The sequence below is a fragment of the Streptomyces specialis genome (genome assembly GCF_001493375.1).
GTDB lineage: Bacteria > Actinomycetota > Actinomycetes > Streptomycetales > Streptomycetaceae > Streptomyces > Streptomyces specialis.
Genome location: NZ_LN929761.1, coordinates 1 through 17,722, shown reverse-complemented (window position 1 = coordinate 17,722; position 17,722 = coordinate 1). Strand labels below are relative to the sequence as shown.

Annotated in this window: 16 protein-coding genes and 3 pseudogenes; 8 read left to right on the top strand and 11 right to left on the bottom strand. The window is 74.4% G+C overall.

Translation table 11 applies throughout. The annotated features are described in order from the left end of the window. Window positions 1-14: 14 nt before the first annotated feature. From BN2279_RS30150 to BN2279_RS30140, 8 genes and pseudogenes are all read right to left on the bottom strand, one after another. Window positions 15-2,036, bottom strand: coding sequence for an SDR family NAD(P)-dependent oxidoreductase (locus tag BN2279_RS30150; protein ID WP_059006273.1), 2,022 nt, complete (start codon window positions 2,034-2,036; stop codon window positions 15-17). Window positions 2,037-2,409: 373 nt separating this feature from the next. Next, window positions 2,410-5,895 (bottom strand): annotated as a pseudogene (locus BN2279_RS30145) (type I polyketide synthase); the annotation flags it as partial. A gap of 148 nt (window positions 5,896-6,043) precedes the next feature. Next, entirely contained in the window at window positions 6,044-6,817 is a 774-nt protein-coding gene (locus BN2279_RS03370; RefSeq protein WP_059006263.1) for a thioesterase II family protein, read from the bottom strand. Between the two features lie 113 nt (window positions 6,818-6,930). Then, the gene (gene lysA, locus BN2279_RS03365) at window positions 6,931-8,196 is read right to left on the bottom strand and encodes a diaminopimelate decarboxylase (protein WP_059006261.1); all 1,266 of its coding nucleotides are present in this window, start codon (window positions 8,194-8,196) and stop codon (window positions 6,931-6,933) included. Between the two features lie 115 nt (window positions 8,197-8,311). Continuing rightward, entirely contained in the window at window positions 8,312-9,115 is an 804-nt protein-coding gene (locus BN2279_RS03360; RefSeq protein WP_234347373.1) for a pentapeptide repeat-containing protein, read from the bottom strand. A 189-nt stretch (window positions 9,116-9,304) separates the two neighbouring features. Continuing rightward, window positions 9,305-9,874, bottom strand: coding sequence for a dTMP kinase (tmk, locus tag BN2279_RS03355; RefSeq protein WP_199827616.1), 570 nt, complete (start codon window positions 9,872-9,874; stop codon window positions 9,305-9,307). 13 nt (window positions 9,875-9,887) lie between these two features. Continuing rightward, the gene (locus BN2279_RS03350) at window positions 9,888-10,478 is read right to left on the bottom strand and encodes a 3'-5' exonuclease (RefSeq protein WP_059006256.1); all 591 of its coding nucleotides are present in this window, start codon (window positions 10,476-10,478) and stop codon (window positions 9,888-9,890) included. A gap of 127 nt (window positions 10,479-10,605) precedes the next feature. Further along, window positions 10,606-10,749 (bottom strand): annotated as a pseudogene (locus BN2279_RS30140) (endonuclease NucS domain-containing protein); the annotation flags it as partial. 34 nt (window positions 10,750-10,783) lie between these two features. Here BN2279_RS30140 and BN2279_RS03340 point away from each other — a divergent pair. From BN2279_RS03340 to BN2279_RS03330, 3 genes are all read left to right on the top strand, one after another. Then, window positions 10,784-10,984: a hypothetical protein gene (locus BN2279_RS03340; protein ID WP_059006252.1), complete on the top strand. Its 201-nt coding sequence runs from the start codon at window positions 10,784-10,786 to the stop codon at window positions 10,982-10,984. Window positions 10,985-11,103: 119 nt separating this feature from the next. Further along, window positions 11,104-11,709 (top strand): class I SAM-dependent methyltransferase, encoded by a 606-nt coding sequence (locus BN2279_RS03335; RefSeq protein WP_059006250.1) that lies wholly within the window; start codon window positions 11,104-11,106, stop codon window positions 11,707-11,709. A gap of 32 nt (window positions 11,710-11,741) precedes the next feature. Further along, window positions 11,742-12,101: a helix-turn-helix domain-containing protein gene (locus BN2279_RS03330; protein WP_079031794.1), complete on the top strand. Its 360-nt coding sequence runs from the start codon at window positions 11,742-11,744 to the stop codon at window positions 12,099-12,101. Window positions 12,102-12,542: 441 nt separating this feature from the next. Here the strand turns inward: BN2279_RS03330 and BN2279_RS31335 are convergent. Next, window positions 12,543-12,821 (bottom strand): annotated as a pseudogene (locus BN2279_RS31335) (alcohol dehydrogenase catalytic domain-containing protein); the annotation flags it as partial. Between the two features lie 34 nt (window positions 12,822-12,855). After that, entirely contained in the window at window positions 12,856-13,194 is a 339-nt protein-coding gene (locus BN2279_RS03325) for a hypothetical protein (RefSeq protein ID WP_159037032.1), read from the bottom strand. Between the two features lie 98 nt (window positions 13,195-13,292). On the opposite strand from BN2279_RS03325, the gene BN2279_RS03320 reads away from it, so the two are divergent. Both BN2279_RS03320 and BN2279_RS29040 read left to right on the top strand, forming a co-directional pair. After that, window positions 13,293-13,916: a TetR/AcrR family transcriptional regulator gene (locus tag BN2279_RS03320; RefSeq protein ID WP_059006246.1), complete on the top strand. Its 624-nt coding sequence runs from the start codon at window positions 13,293-13,295 to the stop codon at window positions 13,914-13,916. A 495-nt stretch (window positions 13,917-14,411) separates the two neighbouring features. Then, window positions 14,412-14,963 carry a hypothetical protein gene (locus BN2279_RS29040; protein WP_059006245.1) on the top strand — a complete coding sequence of 184 codons (552 nt, stop codon included), beginning with the start codon at window positions 14,412-14,414 and terminating at the stop codon, window positions 14,961-14,963. Window positions 14,964-15,032: 69 nt separating this feature from the next. Here BN2279_RS29040 and BN2279_RS03310 read toward each other — a convergent pair whose 3' ends face one another. Further along, window positions 15,033-15,620, bottom strand: coding sequence for a GNAT family N-acetyltransferase (locus BN2279_RS03310; RefSeq protein ID WP_199827615.1), 588 nt, complete (start codon window positions 15,618-15,620; stop codon window positions 15,033-15,035). 203 nt (window positions 15,621-15,823) lie between these two features. Between BN2279_RS03310 and BN2279_RS29035 the strand changes: the two genes are divergently transcribed. The 3 genes from BN2279_RS29035 to BN2279_RS03300 form a co-directional block, all read left to right on the top strand. Next, window positions 15,824-15,970, top strand: a complete 147-nt coding sequence (locus BN2279_RS29035) for a hypothetical protein (protein ID WP_159037031.1) — start codon at window positions 15,824-15,826, stop codon at window positions 15,968-15,970. Between the two features lie 147 nt (window positions 15,971-16,117). Then, window positions 16,118-17,404, top strand: coding sequence for a YcaO-like family protein (locus BN2279_RS03305; RefSeq protein WP_059006240.1), 1,287 nt, complete (start codon window positions 16,118-16,120; stop codon window positions 17,402-17,404). Beyond that, window positions 17,401-17,722, top strand: a 322-nt coding sequence (locus BN2279_RS03300) for a hypothetical protein (protein ID WP_199827614.1), incomplete at its 3' end; no start/stop codon positions are given. The genes BN2279_RS03305 and BN2279_RS03300, both read left to right, overlap by 4 nt.

Sequence of the window (17,722 nt, the reverse complement as noted above, 5' to 3'; positions counted from 1 at the left end):
CCTCTCAGCGCGCGCTACGAGAGCTCCATGATCCCCTTCGCGGGAAGCGCCAGAGGTGTAAAAGAGACGGCCATCAGGGGGATGTCGCAGCCGAACCGCCGGCTCAGGTGGGCGGCGAACTCCGCCGCCATCAGGGAGTCCAGGCCCATCGCGTCGAGGCGGCGGCGCGGATCGACACGGTCCGGGGTGGTCTGGAGGACCTGGGCGAGCACATCGGTCAGCGCGTCCGTCACCAGCCGCAGCGCCTCTTCCGCGGTCGCGCCGGCCAGGGCCTCGCGGAGCCGGGCGGCGGCCTCGGTGTCCTCCCGCTCGGGGACGAGACCGGCGGTGCGGGGGGCCAGCAGCCGGGGCAGCAGCCGCTGGGCCCGTTCCCAGTCGAAGTGGCCGACCGCGGCGACGACGGCGCCGGGATGCCCGAGCAGGCGGTCGAGTTCGGCCAGGGCGTCCCGCACGGCCAGCCCGCCGAGCCCGTGGCCGACCAGCTCCTCGCCCCGGCCGGAGCGGTGCACGTACCCGGCGTCGGCGAGGGCGCCCCACTGCACGGCCAGCGCGGGCAGCCCGTGCGCGCGGCGGTCGCGGACCAGGGCCTCCAGGGCGACGTTCGCCGCGCTGTACGACGCCTGGTGAAGGTTGCCGACGAGGGCGGCGCTGGAGCTGTGGACGACGAAGAAGTCGAGGTCCCGGCCGCGCGTCAGCTCGTCGAGGAGCCGGCCCGCCGTCAGCTTCGGTTCCATGACGGCGCGGACGCGCGCCGGGGTCAGCTCGGCCAGCGGCGCGTCGTCGAGGACCATCGCGCCGTGCACCACCCCGGCCAGGCGCCGGCCCGTGGCGTCGAGGTCGGCCAGGATCGTCTCCAGGGCCGCGCGGTCGGCGGCGTCCGCCGCGTAGGCGCTGACGTGGACACCGAGGGCCCGCAGGTCGGCGAGGAGGGCGGGGGCCTCGGGTGCCGCCGGGCCCCGGCGGCCGACGAGGACGAGATGGCGGGCGCCGAGGTCCGCCAGGTGGCGGGCGGTGGCGGCGCCGAATCCGCCGAGGCCGCCGGTGATCAGATAGGCGGCGCCGGGATCGGGACGCGCCGGCACCGGGTCCCGCCGCACCGTCACCTCCTCGGCGGGGCCGAAGGTGACGACGACCTTGCCGACGTGGCGGGAGTGCTGGAGACAGGCGAACGCCTCCTCGACGCGGTGGGCGGGGTAGGCCCGGTGGGGAAGCGGACGGTACGTGCCGTGGCGGATGGCTTCGGCGATGGACTTCAGGTGGGCGTCGGCGAGGTCGGGGGTGTGGTCGAGGAGCGCGGAGACGTCCACGCCGAAGAAGGCGAGGTTCCGGTCGAAGGGGGCCGAGGGCAGCGGGGCGTCGCCCAGGAAGTCGCGCTTTCCCAGCTCCACGAACCGGCCGTGCGGCGCGACCAGCCCCAGGCTCCGCCGCAGCGCCTCGCCCGCCAGGGAGTTGAGGACCACGTCCACGCCCCGGCCGCCGGTCAGGTCGGCGACCGGCTCGGCGAAACGCAGGCCGCGCGAGCCCAGCACGTGATCGACGCCCAGCAGGTGGAGCAGGTCCCGCTTGGCGGGGCTGCCCGCCGTGGCGATGACCCGGGCGCCGACGTGCCGCGCGTACTGCACGGCGGCCAGGCCCACCCCGCCGGCCGCGCCGTGCACGAGGAGGGTCTCCCCGGCGGCCAGCCGCGCCAGGTGCCGCAGGCTGTGGTGGACGGTGAGGAACGCGACGGGCAGCGTGGCGGCCTCGGCGAACGTCATGGCCGGCGGCAGCGGCAGCGCCTGGTCGGCGCGGACCAGGGTGTGGGTGCCGAGGCAGCCGATCGTCAGGCAGGCCACCCGGTCGCCGGGCGCCAGGTCGCGGACGCCGGGGCCGACGGCGGTGACCGTTCCGGCGCACTCCAGGCCGACGACCGCCGTGCCGGGGCGGCGGTCGAGCGCGGGCGGCGGGACCAGGCCGGTGGCGGTGGGGATGTCGCGGGAGTTCAGCGCGGGCGCCGCGACCCGGACGACGATCTCGCCGGGGCCTGGGTCGGGCACGGTGGCGGGGCGCCAGTCCAGGCGGTGGCGCAGCCCGGGGTCGGACAGCCGCAGCGTCCAGGGTGCGCGGGCGGCGTCGCCGGGCGCGGCAGGGGGCGGCAGGAGGCGCAGGCGGGTCTAGTACCGGCCCGCCGGGGTGAGGGGGACCCCCGAGTTGTCGGGCCGGGGCCCCCGCTCGGGGGGGCGACCGGCTTTTTTTACCATACCCCAGACCACGAGAGCCCTCGGCGGGCGGCGGCAGCGGGGAGCGGTCGTCGCGGGGGCCGGGCAGGGGCACGGCGCGCAGCACCTCGGCGTACACACCGGGCTCCGGCGGGCGCCCGGCGTCGAAGCGGCGCACCCGGCAGCCGAGCAGCTCCAGCGCGACCGTGCCGTCCACGCCGAGGATCCGCACGTCCCAGCACGCCTCGTGCCCGGTGAACGCGTGCGCGCGCAGGTGCGCCAGGCCCGTCGCCGGCACCGGGCCCCACCACCGGACGGTCTCGATCCGGGCGGGCAGGAACGGCACCGGCTCGTCCCCGACGGTCGCCAGCAGCGGCAGCCCCGCCTGGAGCGCGCCGTCCACGAGGGTGGGGGGCGCGAGGGGGCCGTCGCCGATGTCGATCGTGGCGTCGTAGGTGGCGAGGACCTCGCCGTCGCCGGTCAGCAGGCCGGTCAGCGGCTGGAACCCGGGCCCGTAGTCCAGCCCGGCCCGGGCCATCGCCGCGTAGTGCTCACGGACGTCGGCCTCGCCGGTGAGGCGGGCGCGCAGCGCCGGGACGTCCACGTCGGGCGGCGCCTCGCGCAGCAGGCGGCGCACCCGGCCGCGTGCGTGCTCGGTCCAGGTGCCGTCGCCGCCGCGGTGGCTGCTGATGCCGAGGGCGCCGTCCTCGGCCACGGCGGTCTGGACGCGCAGCCGGGCCGCCGGGTCGTCGAACGGCAGGGTGAGGACCTTGGTGAAGGACAGGCCGGTGACCTCGGTCGGCCCGTCGTGGATCTCGTGCCCGGCGGCCAGCGCCATGTCCACGTAGGCCGCCGCGGGCAGGACCGCCGCCGAGCCCACCCGGTGGTCGGCGAGCCAGGCCAGCGGGCCCGGCTCCACGTCCTGCTGCCAGAGGGGAGCGGCGGTCGCCCGCCGGCCGCCGAGCAGCGGATGGGCCCGGCCCGCCGCGTGCCGCTCGGTGGCGCCCTCGGCCCACCAGTCGGGTGGGCCGTTCCAGTGGGGCTCGCGGCGCCACGGGTAGGACGGCAGGGCGGCGACCCGCCCCGGCCGGGGGAAGAACCGCTGCCAGTCGGTCGTGGCCCCGGCGGCCAGCAGGTGCGCCCGCGTCGTGTCGAGCGCGGCCGGGCCGGCGGCGGCGCGGGACAGCGTGCCCACCACGGCGACGGGGTGGGCGCCGGCGGCGGTGGCGCGCCGCAGGTAGGTGCGGAGCACCGGGTGCGGGCCGATCTCGACCAGCACGTCGCACCCGGTCCCCGGGCCGGTCAGCACCTGGGCGGCGGCCGAGAACAGCACGGGCTCCCGCACGTTGCGCCACCAGTGGTCGGCGTCCAGGGCGCGGCCCGCGATCGGGCCGCCGGTGACCGTGGAGATCAGCGGGATGCGGCCGTCCGCCGGGGACAGGCCCGCCAGCGCCGCCTTCAGCGGCTCCCGCAGCGCGTCCATGGCCGGGCTGTGGAAGGCGTGGTCGAGGCCCAGGTCGCGGAAGAAGACGCCCCGGCCGTCCAGTTCCGTGCCGAGCGCGGCGAGCGCCCCGGCGTCCCCGGCGACGGTGACGTCCCGGTCGGTGTTGATCCCGGCGATGACCAGCCGGCCGGCCAGCGCCGGGTCGGCCAGCCGCCGTTCGGCGTCGAGGACGCCCAGCCCGACGGCGGCCATCCGCCCCAGCCCGGCGGTCGCGGCCTGGGCGCGGCTGCGTTCGACGACGACCCGGCAGGCGTCGGGCGCGTCCAGCGCGCCCGCGCAGTACGCCGCGGCCACCTCGCCGACGCTGTGACCGGTCACGGCCGCCGGGACGACGCCGCGGGCGGCGAGCGCGGCGACCAGCCCGGCCTGCACCGCGAACAGCAGGGGCTGGGCGACCTCGACGCGTTCCACGCGGACCGGGTCGGAGGGCGCGGCCAGCTCCTCCAGCACCGACCAGCCCAGCCGGGGGGCCAGCTCGGCGTCGAGCGCCGCGATCTCGTCACGGAAGGCGGCGTCGGCGGCGAGCAGCTCCGCGCCCATACCGGGCCACTGCGATCCGTTACCGTCGAAGACGAAACCCACCCGGCCGTGCTCGACGGCGGTGGCGAGGGCCGTCGCGGGCGGTGACTCTCCGGCCGCGAGGCCGCGCAGGGCGGCGGCGGCCTCGGCCGGACCGGGCGCCAGCACCACGGCGCGCCGCTCGTGGCGGCCCCGGCGGCGGCAGGCGGTCCAGGCCACGTCGTAGAACGCGGCCGGGTCCGTCGCCGCCAGCCGCTCGGCCCACCGGCCGGCCGCCTCGGTGAGCGCCTCCGGGGTCCTGGCCGACACCAGCACCGGCAGCCGCTCCGGCACGGACCGCGTGCCCGGCGCCGCGCCGGTCCGCTCCCCGGCGGCGGTGTCGGGTGCCGCGCGCAGGACGACGTGCGCGTTGGCGCCGCCGAAACCGAAGGAGTTGACCCCGACGACGGGGTGCCCCCCGCGGGGCAGCCGCAGGTCGGCGGTCACGGGCGCCAGGCCGAGCCCGGCGAAGTCGATGGCGGGGCTGAGCGGTTCGGCGTGCGGCGGCGCGGGGACCCGGCGCTCCCGCAGCACCAGCAGTGCCCGCAGCAGGCCCGCGACGCCCGCGGCGGCCTCCAGATGGCCCACGGCCGACTTGACCGACCCGACGGGCAGGGCTCCCGTGGTGCGGGCCCGCCCCAGCGCCCGGCCCAGCGCGTCGCACTCCACCGGGTCGCCCGCCTCGGTGCCGGTGCCGTGCGCCTCGACGTAGGCGACCTCGTCGGGGTCGATGCCCGCCTCCGCGTACGCCCGCCGCAGCAGGTCGGCCTGCGCGTCGGCGCTGGGCAGCGCCAGTCCCTGGGTGCGGCCGTCGGCGTTGACCGCGCTGGCCTCGATCCCCGCGTGGACCCGGTCGCCGTCCGCCAGCGCCGCCGGGAGCGGCTTGAGCACGAACACCCCGGCGCCCTCGGCCCGGACGACCCCGTCAGCGCCGGCGGCGAACGGGCGGCAGCGGCCGGTCGGCGACAGCATCCGCGCCGCCGAGAACCCGACGAACCCGCCTGGGTTGATCAGCACGTTCACCCCGCCGGCCAGGGCGAGGCCGCTGCGCCCCGACCGCAGCGCCTCGCACGCCTGGTGCACGGCCGTCAGGGCGGACGAACAGGCGGTGTCCACGGCGGCGGACGGGCCGCGCAGGTCGAGCAGGTAGGAGACGCGGTTCGCCGTGTTGCAGGCGGCGGAGCCGCTGATCGTGTACGGGTTGACCGCGCGCCGGCGGCGCTGCTGGAGATCCATGTAGTCGTGGCTGGAGACGCCCATCAGCACGGCGGTGTCGCCGCCGGCCAGGCCCGCCGGGTCGATCCCGGCGTCGTCCAGGGCCTCCACGGCGCATTCGAGGACCAGCCGCTGCTGCGGGTCGAGCCGGGACGCCTCCCTGGGCGCGACGCCGAAGAAGTCCGCGTCGAACGCGTCGACATGCTCCAGGAAGCCGCCCGCGCCCGTGTAGGACGTGCCCGGCCCGCCGGGGGGCGGGGCGACGAACGCGGCGGCGTCGAACCGCTCGGCCGGCGCCCGGTCGCTCACCAGATCGCGGCCCTCGGCGAGCGCCGCCCACAGCCCGTCCAGCGAGTCCACCCCGCCGGGGAGCCGCAGCCCCACGCCGATGATCGCGACGGGAACGGATGTTGAAGCCATGGAACCCCCCAGACAGCGCACCTTGCCTTCGGAATATTCACCGCCGGACGGCTGGAAATCCGCGATCGCGGGCCAAACCCTCAGATCGGACGAAGTGGATGCATAGGGCGGGAAAGGGCGGGAAACCGCCGGAGGGCACCGGGCCGGGTCAGGGCAGCGCGGCAGCCAGTTCGCCACCCAGGTCGCGGGCGACCCGCGCCCAGTGGTCGAGCAGGTAGAAGTGGCGGCCCGGGTACAGCCGGGTGGTGGTCCGGCCGGTGGTGTGCCCGTCCCAGCCGTCCAGGTGCGCCGGGGGCACCACCGGATCGGCCAGCCCGCCGAAGACCGCCAGCGGACAGTCCAGCGGCGCCTCCTCGCGCCACTCGAACGACAGGTAGGCGAGAGCCTCCTGTTTGGCGAGCGCCATGACGCTCGCGGTGTGCAGCGGCCGGTGTCCGGCGAGTTCGGTCAGCAGGGTCAGCAGCGCCGTGCCGGACATGGTACGCATCCCGGACATCCGGTGCGCCCACAGACGCGGCGGGAACGCGGCGGAGACCGCCAGCAGAACGGGCCCGGGCCGCCCCTGCCGCACCAGCGCCCGGGCCGTCTCGAAGGCCAGCAGCGCGCCGGAGCAGTGGCCGAAGAACGCGGCGGGCACCCCCTGGGCCTCGGTCCTGGCCCCGATCACCCCGGCCAGTTCCGACGCGACGGCGGTCACGGCGTCCGCCGGGGGCTCACCCGCCCGGGACCCGGGTCCCGGCGACTGGAGGGAACAGGTCTCCACGAAGCCGGGCAGCGCCCGGGCCAGCGGGGTGTGGAAGGCGGCCGGAGAACCCATGAAGGGGAAGCAGTACAGCCTCACCCGGGCGTCCGGCCGGGTCGTGGTCATGGCGGTCCAGGTCGCGTGCGGGTCCGGCGTCCGGCCGGGCGGGGGATCGGTCACGCTGTCTCCCGGGTGTGCGTTCCTGCTCCCGGTATTCCCGCCGACACCCCGCGTCACCGGATCGGCCGCTGGATGCACCCGGACCGGTCACGCCCGGCGCGCGCCGCCCGTCTCTACAGACCGGTCTCCAGGGCGAGGAGTTCGGCCATCGTCTGACGGCGGCGGATCAGCCGGGGGCGGCCCTCCTCCTCGACCAGCACCTCGGGGATCAGCGGGCGCGAGTTGTAGGTCGACGACATGCTCGCCCCGTAGGCCCCGGCGTCGTGGAACACCACGAGATCCCCGATCCCGGCGGGCGGCAGCGGGATCGGCCGCACATCGCCGTCACCGGTCTGGGTGAACACGTCGCCCGACTCGCACAGCGGCCCCGCCAGCACCGTCTCGCGGCCCTCCCCGTCGCGCGGCGTGCCGTCGGGGGCGAGCACGGATATCCGGTGGCTGCTGCCGTACATCGCGGGCCGCATCAGGTCGTTGAAGCCCGCGTCCACCAGCACGAAGTGGTTGCCGCCGACCGGCTTGCGGGCCCGCGCCTCGGTGACGAGCGCGCCCGCCCCGGCGACCAGGAAACGGCCCGGCTCGATCTCCAGGCGCAGCGGGTGCCCGAGACGGGAGGCGAGTTCGCGGCGGGCGGAGTCCCAGACGCGGAAGTAGCGCTCGGTGTCGATCTCGGGGTCACCGGGCCGGTAGGGAACGGTGAGGCCGCCGCCGGCCGAGATGGCGCTCAGGTCCCGCCCGCAGAGCAGCACCTGCTTGACCATCGCCTCGCACACGCTCTCCAGGTGCGCGTAGTCCACGCCGGAGCCGATGTGCATGTGCAGGCCGACGAGTTCCAGCTTGTGGCGGTCGACCAGCTCCAGGCTCTCCTGGAGGTGCTCGTGCCAGATGCCGTGCTTGCTGTGCTCGCCGCCGGTGTTCGTCTTCCGGCTGTGGCCGTGCCCGAAGCCGGGGTTGATCCGCAGCCACACCCGGTGGCCGGGGGACACGGCGCCGAGCTGCTCCAGCATCTGCGGGGAACCGGCGTTGACCGGCACGCCCAGCTCCACGACGCGGCGCAGCGCGGACCGGTCCAGCAGGTCCGCGGTGAAGACGACCGGGTCGTCGTGCCCGCCGACCGCGTACCCGGCGGCCAGGGCCCGTTCCACCTCGCCGGCCGAGACGGCGTCGACCAGCACGCCCTCCTCGCGCATGAGCCGCAGGATGTGCGTGTTGGAGTTGGCCTTCTGGGCGAAGCGGATGACGTCGAAGGAACGCAGCCGGGCGATCTGCTCCCGGATCGCCGCCGCGTCGTACACCCACACCGGGGTGCCGAACTCCTCGGCGATCCGCGCCAGCCGGGGACCGGTGAGCGCGCGGGCTCCCTGGGGACGGTCGTTCGTCATGGCGGGTCAGCCCTTTCGCGGCGTGGTTCGGGTGCCACAGCGCATCGTGCTCCCCCCGCGCCCCGCCGCGCCAGCCCGTCCACACGGTGGACGCGGATCCCGCACAGCGTGGCCCCTACCAGTGGGCGGGGCGGGTGAGGGTCGCGGGCAGCCTGGTCGCCCGGTCGCCCCGGGCCGCGTTGAGCTGGGCCTGCGTGAGGAACAACGCGCCCGTCAGGTCCGCGCCCCGCAGATCGGCGTCGCGGAGGTCCGCGCCGATCAGGTCGGCGGTGCGCAGATCCGCCTTCCGCAGATCGGCCGCGACGAGCAGCGCCCCGCGCAGGTTGGCGCCGCGCAGGGCGGCACCGGCCAGCCGCGCGCCCATCAGATCCGCGCCCCGATGGCTCCGCTTGCGCCCGGGGACCTGGGCGCGGACCAGCTCGCTGGCGCGCAGCAGCAGGGCGTTGACGCCGTCGCGCACGGCCGTCACATCGACGGCGGCGAGGTCCTCGGGCGTGCCCCGGGTGAGGCGGTCGGTGTCGCGCAGCGCGCGCCGCAGATCGGCGCGCAGGGGACGCGCGGCGGGCAGGCCGAGGGCCTCGGTCAGGTACCACAGCAGCTCGTGCAGCCCGCGCATCACCGGGAAGACGTCGAACATCCGGCGCGCGGTCCCCGGATGCCGCCGCCAGTCCCGGCCGCCGAAGGTGACCCTGGACACCTTCTGCCCCGCGCCGAAGCAGTCGAAGACGGTGCACCCGGCGAACCCCCGCCCGCGCAGCTCCGCATGGATGCCGCAGCGAAAGTCGTCCCGCAGATTGCCGCACGGCTCCCCGGCGGCCTTGTCCACGGCGAACCCGGCGGAGGCGGCGAAGGGCAGCGCGACACAGCAGAGCGCGAAACAGTTCGCACAATCGGCACGCAGCTCGGCAGAGACGGTCACACCCCCATTCTCCCCCGCCCCGGACACGCGCCCGTCCTCACCACCGCGCACCACAGTCCCTCCGGCCTGTGCCGTCTCTCCGGCCTTGGCCGGTCACACCAGTGCTCCTCGACTCGTCAGGAAATGATGTGCCGGGCCGGCGGAACTACGCGTTACGAAGAAGGAGGCGCGAAGAAGCTCGTCGGCCGGTCACGGATGACCCCCGGCGATCTGCTCCGGTGGCCGCTGATCGCGGTCCACGCGCAGCACGTCGAAGCCCGCGTGGATCAAGCGCTCGGTGGCCTGGCGGTAGAAGTGCACTTCGGCATGGCTGCTGCCCGGCGACTTCCGGAAGCGGTTATGCGGGCCGCGCTCGTGCGGGCGCCCGGCGATGACGCCCGGGTCGGTTTCAAGGATGACCGCCAGGTCGGGGCGGTCATCCTCGGCGTTGATCTGCCACAGAAACGACGGGTCAACGCCGTCGAAGCGCTGCATCACCAGACCGGAGGGAAGGTAGCGGTCGCTGATGACCGTCTTCCCCTCCGTCAGGCGCGGCCGGACCTCCATCTCAACGTGGTGATACCTGTTCGCCGCGTACAAGCACGCGAGCGTATGGCCGGTGACCGTCTCCGTCAGCGTCCGGCAGAGGTCACCTATCAGGCCCTTGGACGGTCCGGCCGTGACGTGGACGTCCTCGCCATCGGCGACGAGGAGCTGCGCCAGGTGGTGCACGATGGTGAATTTCCCGGCGCCGCTCGGCCCGTCGATGGTGACGAACATCCCCCGGTCACGGTCAGAAAAGGGTCGCGGCTTCATCCGCCTTCCCTTCCGCCGGTTGGTCGCGCAGTTCTTCGAGCGACCGCGGCACGTCGGAGGTGCCGGCCAGCAAGACGAACAGCCGTGCCGTGACCAGTGCGTCATACGCGGCGCGATGGGGTCGCAGGTCAGGCGACAGGCCATCGGCCAGTGTGAACGCCTCGACCAAGGAACCGAGCCGGTGACTGTCCTGCTGTGGGAGAAAGCGCCGCGCGAGCCTCAACGTGTCGAACACCTCGGGGCACTCCCACTCGCCTAGCTCGCGCCGTAGAACGCTGACGTCAACGGGGGCGTTGTGGGCGATCAGTGCCGGATGTTCCAGCGCCTGGCGCACCTCGTCCGTGATGGCCGTGAACGTCGGGGCGTCGGCCACGGCGTCGTTGGAGATGCCGTGCACCCCTCTGGCGAACGACGTGATCCGGCGCTGCGGCCGGACCAACCAGCTCACCGGTTCACCGATGACCCCGCCGACGATGGGAACGGCGGCCAGCTCCACCAGTTCGGGCGGCTGCTGACCGTTGCCTTCCACGTCCACCACGACGTAGTTCAAGGTCTTCCAGTCAGTCACGATGCTCGCCGTCCTTCCAGCCGATGTCCGCCCGACCATGCCGCCGGTCGTGGTGGGGATGACGTACATCGTGGACCTGGAAGCCGAGCGCGTGTTGCAGGTAGTAGCGCGGCTGCTCCGTCGCGGGGCCCGACACTACGGCGAGCGTGCGGGCCTGCGGCGTGATCGCCTGAGCGGCGAGGCATCCCCCGACGGGGGCAAGCCGCGGGTCGCGGTTCAGCAGTTCCACGTAGCGGCTGAGCTGCTCAACGGCGTCGATCGTGGCACGGCGCGCTTCACCTCGATCGCCCAGTGCCCAGGCTTAGTTGTACACCGGCCACCCCCACCTCGCGCAGCGGGCCGCCAGGCACACGGAGGCGCTCCTCCAGCCGGGCCACCGGTACGACACCGCCGACCCCGGCTTCCTCACCGGCATGACCGGCGCCGCCCTGGCCCTGGCCGAACACCGGCGACTGCTTCCCACCCCTCACACCACCACGTGGGATGCCCTCCTTCTCCTGTCCTGACAGCGAAGTGCCAGGGCAGCCGGAGCCCCGCCCCGGACGCGCGCTTGACTTCATGTTCACCTTAAGTCGCACAGTGGAGTCCACACACCCCAGGCATCGCCTCCGAGGGAGGGACCTCCATGTCCACCACGCGCAAACTCGCCCATGGCCACCGCGGTTTCGATCGGCGCCGCAGTGAGTCGTACGACCGGACGGCCCGCTGGACCTTGGGCGGGCTGTACCGGCGCGTCGCCGCCGAGGTGGCCGCCGCCGCGCCGGCGGGAGGGCTGGTGCTCGACGTGGGCACCGGCCCCGGGCGGCTGCTGCACGGGCTCGCCGCCCTGCGCGGCGACCTGACGCTGACCGGCGTGGACGTGTCGCCCGACATGATCGCGGTCGGGGAACGGGCCGCCCGGGAACGCGGCCTCGGCGATCAAGTGGCCCTGCGGGTCGCGGACGTCGCGGCGCTGCCGTTCGAGGACGCGAGCGTGGACGTGGTCGTGTCCACCCTGAGCATGCACCACTGGCCCGACCTGGCCGCGGCGGCGGCGGAGCTGGCGCGGGTGCTGCGACCCGGCGGGCAGATCATGATCTACGACTTCCGCTTCGCCCCGGTCGACCGGGCGCTGGAGGCGCTGCGCGCCCAGCCGGCGTTCGCGCACGGCCGGGCCGTGCGGGAGCCGATGCGTGGCCGTTTCAGCCCGTTCCCCCTGTACGTGTGCCTGCGCGGCTGGATCCCCGCTTGACGGCGGCGGCCCGGTGCGCCCTCAATGGCCGCATGACGCCGCCGAACGAGACCCGCACCGGCTCCGACGAGATGACCATCGGGGAACTGGCCGCCCGCTTCGGCCTGGCCACGCACGTGCTGCGGCACTGGGAGGCGGTGGGCCTGCTGACTCCGGCCCGCCGGGTCAGCGGGCGCCGCCGTTATGACCGGCGGCACCTGGCGGACGTGGCGATCATCCTCCTGGGCAAGGAGTGCGGCCTGTCGCTGGAACAGCTCCGGCTGCTGGCCACCCGGGGCGGCGACCGCGCCGAACGGCACGCGCTGCTGGAGCGGCACCGGACCGCCCTCCGCGAACGCATCGCCGCGGCCACGGAGACGTGGACGGGAGGCGAGGCGCCGGAGGAGAGCTGACCACGCGTACACCCGGACGACCTGCCGCAGCAGGGCCAGCCGTGGGGAGCGGTCGTCGATCGCGGCGGTGAGTCCGAACGAGACCAGTCGGCCCTGCTTGCCCAAGGCGTGCAGTGAGCGGACGAGTTCCTCGCCGCCGACCGCGTCCAGCACCACGTCCGGTGGAGCCCCTACCACGGTCAGGGGGCCGGAATCGTCCACGTACTCGGCTCCGGCCTCCTCGATGAGCCGGCGCCGCGCGGCGCTGCCGGTGCCGGCGAACACCGCCCCGGTCCCCCGGCCGAGTTCGAGCAGGGCGGCGCCGACGGCACCGGTGGCTCCTCTGATCAACACCCGTTCACCGGGGCGGACTTCGGCCGCCCGATGGAGCAACTGGTAGGCAGTGAGGTAGTTCAGCGGCAGGCAGGCCGCCGCGGTGAGATCCACCCCGTCCGGCACCGGCACCAGATCTGTCACCGGCAGGTTGATGTGGCTGGTGTATCCGCCGCGAAGGACCAGCGCGATCACCCGCCGGCCGACCCAGCCCCGGTCGCCGTCCGACCCGACGGCGTCCACGTCCCCGGCGACGTCCCATCCGGGCACGAACGGAGGTCGCGGTCCGCGCGGGTAGGCACCGGCGCGCATCATGAGGTCGGCGCGACCGACACCGGCCGCCCGCACCCGCACTCGCGCCTGACCCGGTCCGGGCTCGGGTGCGTCGTCATGGCGGAGCCCCAGCACGTCCGGGCCACCCGAACGTTCCACCACCACCCGGCTACGCGTTGCCACGGGGCACCTGCCGGTCACGCCGTATCAACAGCAGGCCGCCGACCGCGCAGGCCACCGCCCCGGCGAGGCTGGCCAGTCCGATCTCGCCCTGCACGGCATAGGCGGACACCGACGTCATCAGCACGCCCGCGCCGATTCCGAGGGTGAGCAGCAGGGCGGTGCGCGCCCACTGTCGCGGTGCGGCAGCCGCGAGGACCAGCCCCAGGGACAGGATGAGGTCCGGGACCAGGAACAGGTTGTCCGTACGCCAGTTGTCGCGGAGGAAGAGAAACGCGACGGTGGCGACCCCGACCACCAGGGCGACGATCCTTCCGAACGTGATCATGTACACGAGCTCCCGAATGTCTACGGTGTAGATTCATCTGAAACTCTACACTGTAGGCATCGCCGTGCGAGAGCACTTCCCACGTGAGGACGACGAGCGTGCCCCGACCGCCCAAGCTGACCGCCGAGGACATCACCCGGACCGCCCTCCGGCTGGGCGACCGGGAAGGCGCGGAAGCGATGACGATGCGCCGGATCGCCGCCGAGCTGGACTGCGATCCGATGTCGCTCTACAGGCACTACACCAACCGGGAAGCCCTGCTGGACGCGGTCGCCGATGCCGCCCTGGCGGCGGTCGGGGAACCCGACGCGGACGAGCCATGGGCTGAACGACTGACCGGGCTCCTGACCGCGGTCCGGGACGCGGCACTGCGGCATCCGGGAGTCACGGCGCATATCGCCGCCCGCCCGCCGCTGGGCCCGCAGGGGCGGCGGATCGCCGCGGCCCTGATCGGCACGCTGGCCGATACCGGACTCCCCCCCGCCGATGTGGTCAGGACGACCCAGACACTGATCGCCTACCTGGCCGCCTCCCTGGCGATGAGCGTTCACGCCGGAACGCGGGACGCCCGCTGGGAGCAGGTCCGCACCGTGTTCGACGAGCTGCCCGGCGGGATGCCGGGCCAGGAGCTGAACATCGTCGGATCCACCGACCAGTTCGGCTACGGTCTCCGGCTGCTGATCGACGGCATCCGCGCCCGGTCCGCCGGGCCACGCGTCTGAGGCCCTCCTGCCCGGGGAAAAGCGGCTTCGCCGCGGCAGTCCCTCAGTGCTTCCGGCGGCGGTCACCCGTGATCTGCGCGGCCTGCAGCCGGTTCCGTGGAGGGATGCCCGCCTTCTCCAGGTAGCGCTCCTTCAACGCCACCGCGCTGACCGGGCGGCGCCGGCGCGGTGTGCGTCGGCCACACGGATACCGAAGGTTCGGGTCCGGCGAACGCTCGGGGGTGAGCGCTGCGACACCATGGGTAATGTCACCTCGCGATCAGCGGTGGACGGCACCGGAAGCAGCCCGTGGCGGCGGCCTTGGAGCAAGCCGGTCGGGCGGGATTGAAGGTCGATCCGGACAAGAATGGTCACCGCTGGGGCTGGGTGATCTGCTGCTCCTGTGGCGACCGCTTCAGAGTCAGCGGCACGCCTCGCAGCCCTGATACCGAGGCGAAGAAAAGCGACCAGTTCGTGCGCAAGCACACGCACTGGACGACAGAAGAGGGAACGGCCATGCCGGAGTGGCATTTCACGCTCGTGCTCAGCCGGGGCATGAGCGAGGAGGAGGCGGATCGCTTCGACACCCTCGACGGGCCGCTGTTCGCCGACGGTTCCCTGTCGTACACCATGGGCGGCCCCGGCCCCTCCACGCTGGTGTGCGCCATCGAGGCACCGACTCTGCTGGAGGCGGCGGCCGAGGCCGCCTCCGCCGTCCGCCGGATTCCCGGGCTGCGGGCTGTCGCCGCCGAGCAGGACGACCTGCTCACCCTGGCCGAAGCGGCCGAGCGCCTGCGAGGCGTCCGGACGCTGGAGGAACTGACCACACTCGCTCAGGAACGCGCGGGCGACGGCGAGTTCCCCGCCGCCGAGGGTGAGACGGACGCGGTCTCCTTCTACTCGTGGACCAAGCTCGCGGCCTGGCTACGAGCCCTGGGCGACGATGTACCGGACACAGATCACGACCTCCAACTCGCCGACCGCGCCCTGCGAGTTGCTCACGAGCTGGACACCGCCGGGGTGCCGGACTCCGTCCGGCGCGGCTTGGGCCTCGTCGGCGGATCATGAGACCCGACCGGCTCCGCACCCGGTAGGGACGCGCTCCTTCCCTCGCGCCGCCGGCGGGAGTGGGCGAGGTCAACCCGTCGGCTGGTGAGCGTCGTTCGGGGACGTGAACGCGTGCAGGGTGGCCACGGCGAGGGTCTGTTCCGCGTCGTGCGACGTGAAGGTGCTCACGCGCCGGAAGCCGAGACGGGTGGCGAGTGCGAGGGAGCGCTCGTTGGCCGTCTGGGTCACCACCAGGACCGGCTGGTCGGGCAGTTCGGCGGCGGCGGCACGCAGCGCGGCGGTGGCGGCCTCGGTGGCCAGCCCCGCGCCCCAGCTTCCGTGCCGGAGCAGGTAGGTCAGTTCCAGTTCCCCGCCTTCCCCGGTGACGTGTCCGGGGAGGTCGGCGGAGCGGCGGCCGAGTACGAGTGTCCCGATGAACCGGTCGGTTTCCCTGTCGGCGATGACGTAGGTGCCGGGCTTGTCCGCGATGGCACGGATGCCGTCCGCGTCGAAGTACCGCTCGACGAGGCCACGGGGCCTCGGGCCGCCGAGGTGGGCGCGGACCCGGGGATCGGTCTGGAGCTCGATGAGGCCGTCGATGTCGGCGTCGCGCGCCTTGCGCAGCCGGAGACGATCCGTGGTGATCTCGGTGGCGGACAGCGTGGGCAAGGCGTTCACGCGTTCCATTGTCCCCCGGTCGCGCGGCGGCTCCCGGGCCGCGTGGGCGGCGCGGGCGACAGTTGAACGTAAAAGGGTTTGCGCTTGCACGTTCGCAGAGGTGACGATGGGAAGACGGGCACGACCCGCACAAGTGCCCGCTGTCCACGCCGGTTTGGCGCTCTGCCAGGCCGGTTCATCCTCTCACGCAAAGAGGTGGCGACATGGGAATTTCTCTCGATCAGATCGGCTGTCTGGCCTACGGCGGCATCGAGGAAGGCACGGAGCTGACCCCGGTGGAGGTGGAGATGCTGGCCGAGCTCGAACAGCACTCCGCCGCCGAGGCGGACGCGGAACTCGCCGACCGCTGAGCCGCGCCTCCCGGGGGCGGTTCGCCCGTTCCCGGGGCTGCTCATCGTGACGTGAGGTTTCTGTCGCGTGCGCCGCGGCGCATGTGACGCCCCGGCGGCGGGCGTTCGGCGTCCGCCGCCGGGGACCGGGCGGGTGGAGGGGTGAGGATGACCGAGGGGCATGCCGCGGTGGTGTCCGCCGACGGGCCCGGCGCCGTCGAGCGGTCGGTGCCGCTGGAGGAGGCGTCGGCCCGGGTGCTGCGGGCGCTGGAAGGGCTCGGGCTGCGTCCCGAGCTGATGCGGGTCGGTGAGACCGGCGACGGGCCCACGGCCTGGCGGTGCCGGCTGACGGACCGCCACGGTGTCGTGCCGGCCGGCGCGCAGGGCGCCGGCAAGGGGCGCGGCGCGGAAGCGCGGGTCGGGGCGGTGTTCGAGGCGCTGGAGCACTTCCTGACCGGGCCCGCGTCGTTCGCGGCCGGACAGGTCCGGTTGCGCCGGGCCGGGCAGGTGGCCGGGGAGCTGGCGGCGCAGGCCGGCGCGGTACTGCTCGCGCGGACGCCGGACGCCCGGCTCGGCTGCTGGCGGTACGCCGCGCCGTACACCGGGGAGGAGTTGTACGTCCCGGTGTTCCTGTCGTCGCCCTGGTACGCGGAGGACAGCGGCCGTCCCCTGCGGGAACGGGCGGGCGACCGGTACGACTACCGCGCGGTGGGCCGTTACGCCAGCAACTCCGGCTCGGCCATCGGCGTCACCGGGACCGAGGCCACCGTGCACGCGCTGAACGAGGTCATCGAGCGCGACGCCTGCTCACTGCTGCTGACGCGGGCGTTCCTGGCGGACGGTCACCGGCCGGTCCTCATCGATCCGGACGCGCTGCCGGACGATCTCGCCGAACTGTGGCGGACCGTGCGGGACATGATCGGCGCGCCGGTGTGGCTGCTGGACATCACCACCGACGTCGGCGTTCCCACCACGATGGCCTACGTCGCGCCGACCGCCCGCCGCCCGCATCTGCGGGGCTCCGGCACCTCGTTGAGCCCGCGGTACGCGGCGCACCGCGCGCTGACCGAGCTGCTCCAGGCGTTCCTGCTGGGCGACAACGCGTCGGCGGGCGACGACCCGTTCGCTCATCTGGACGTGCTGCGCCCGTATCCCGCGCTGTACCGGTGCGGGCGGATGGACCTCACCGGGCACCTGGAACGGGCACATACCGTCGCCTTCGCCGACCGCCCGGTCCCCGGCACGCTCGACGGTCACCAGCGCGGGCTCGTCGAGGCCCTGTCCCGGCAGGGGTTGGCGGTGTACCGGCGCGACGTGCGCGTTCTGCCCGGCGGGATCACCTCGGTGCACGTGTTCGTCCCCGGCATGGAGAACTTCGGCGTCGTCACCCAGGGGATTCCGCTCCTGCCCGGCCCGCGCGCCGCGCAAGCCGCGCGGCGGGGCGCCGACCGGTGAGCGCGGAGGCGGCCGGTGACGGCGGGGAACGGTTGATGCTGCGCCCGGGGGTGTTCCGCGCGGTCGGTGCCGACGGGGTGCTGCGGCTGGCGCGGTGGCCGCACGCCGAGGCGCTGGGCCGGCTGGGGCCGGGCGAGGCCGAGGCGCTGGAGTGTCTGGCCGAACGGCCGTGCACGGCACGGGAGTTGAGCGCCGTGACAGGTCACGACACCGGACCGCTGCTGGCCCGGCTGCGTGACGGGGGCTGGCTGGACATCACGGTGACGGACGGCGACCGCGCCCTGTACACGATCCGGCCGCTGCGCTCGCCGCCGCCGG

Bases quoted from the DNA above. Each gene is read 5' to 3' on its own strand.
- lysA (WP_059006261.1), bottom strand. From the start codon at position 8,196: ATGACGAACGACCGTCCCCAGGGAGCCCGCGCGCTCACCGGTCCCCGG.
- tmk (WP_199827616.1), bottom strand. From the start codon at position 9,874: ATGTTCGTCACCATCGACGGGCCGAGCGGCGCCGGGAAATTCACCATC.
- BN2279_RS03335 (WP_059006250.1), top strand. From the start codon at position 11,104: ATGTCCACCACGCGCAAACTCGCCCATGGCCACCGCGGTTTCGATCGG.
- BN2279_RS03330 (WP_079031794.1), top strand. From the start codon at position 11,742: ATGACGCCGCCGAACGAGACCCGCACCGGCTCCGACGAGATGACCATC.
- BN2279_RS03325 (WP_159037032.1), bottom strand. From the start codon at position 13,194: ATGATCACGTTCGGAAGGATCGTCGCCCTGGTGGTCGGGGTCGCCACC.
- BN2279_RS29040 (WP_059006245.1), top strand. From the start codon at position 14,412: ATGCCGGAGTGGCATTTCACGCTCGTGCTCAGCCGGGGCATGAGCGAG.
- BN2279_RS29035 (WP_159037031.1), top strand. From the start codon at position 15,824: ATGGGAATTTCTCTCGATCAGATCGGCTGTCTGGCCTACGGCGGCATC.
- BN2279_RS03305 (WP_059006240.1), top strand. From the start codon at position 16,118: ATGACCGAGGGGCATGCCGCGGTGGTGTCCGCCGACGGGCCCGGCGCC.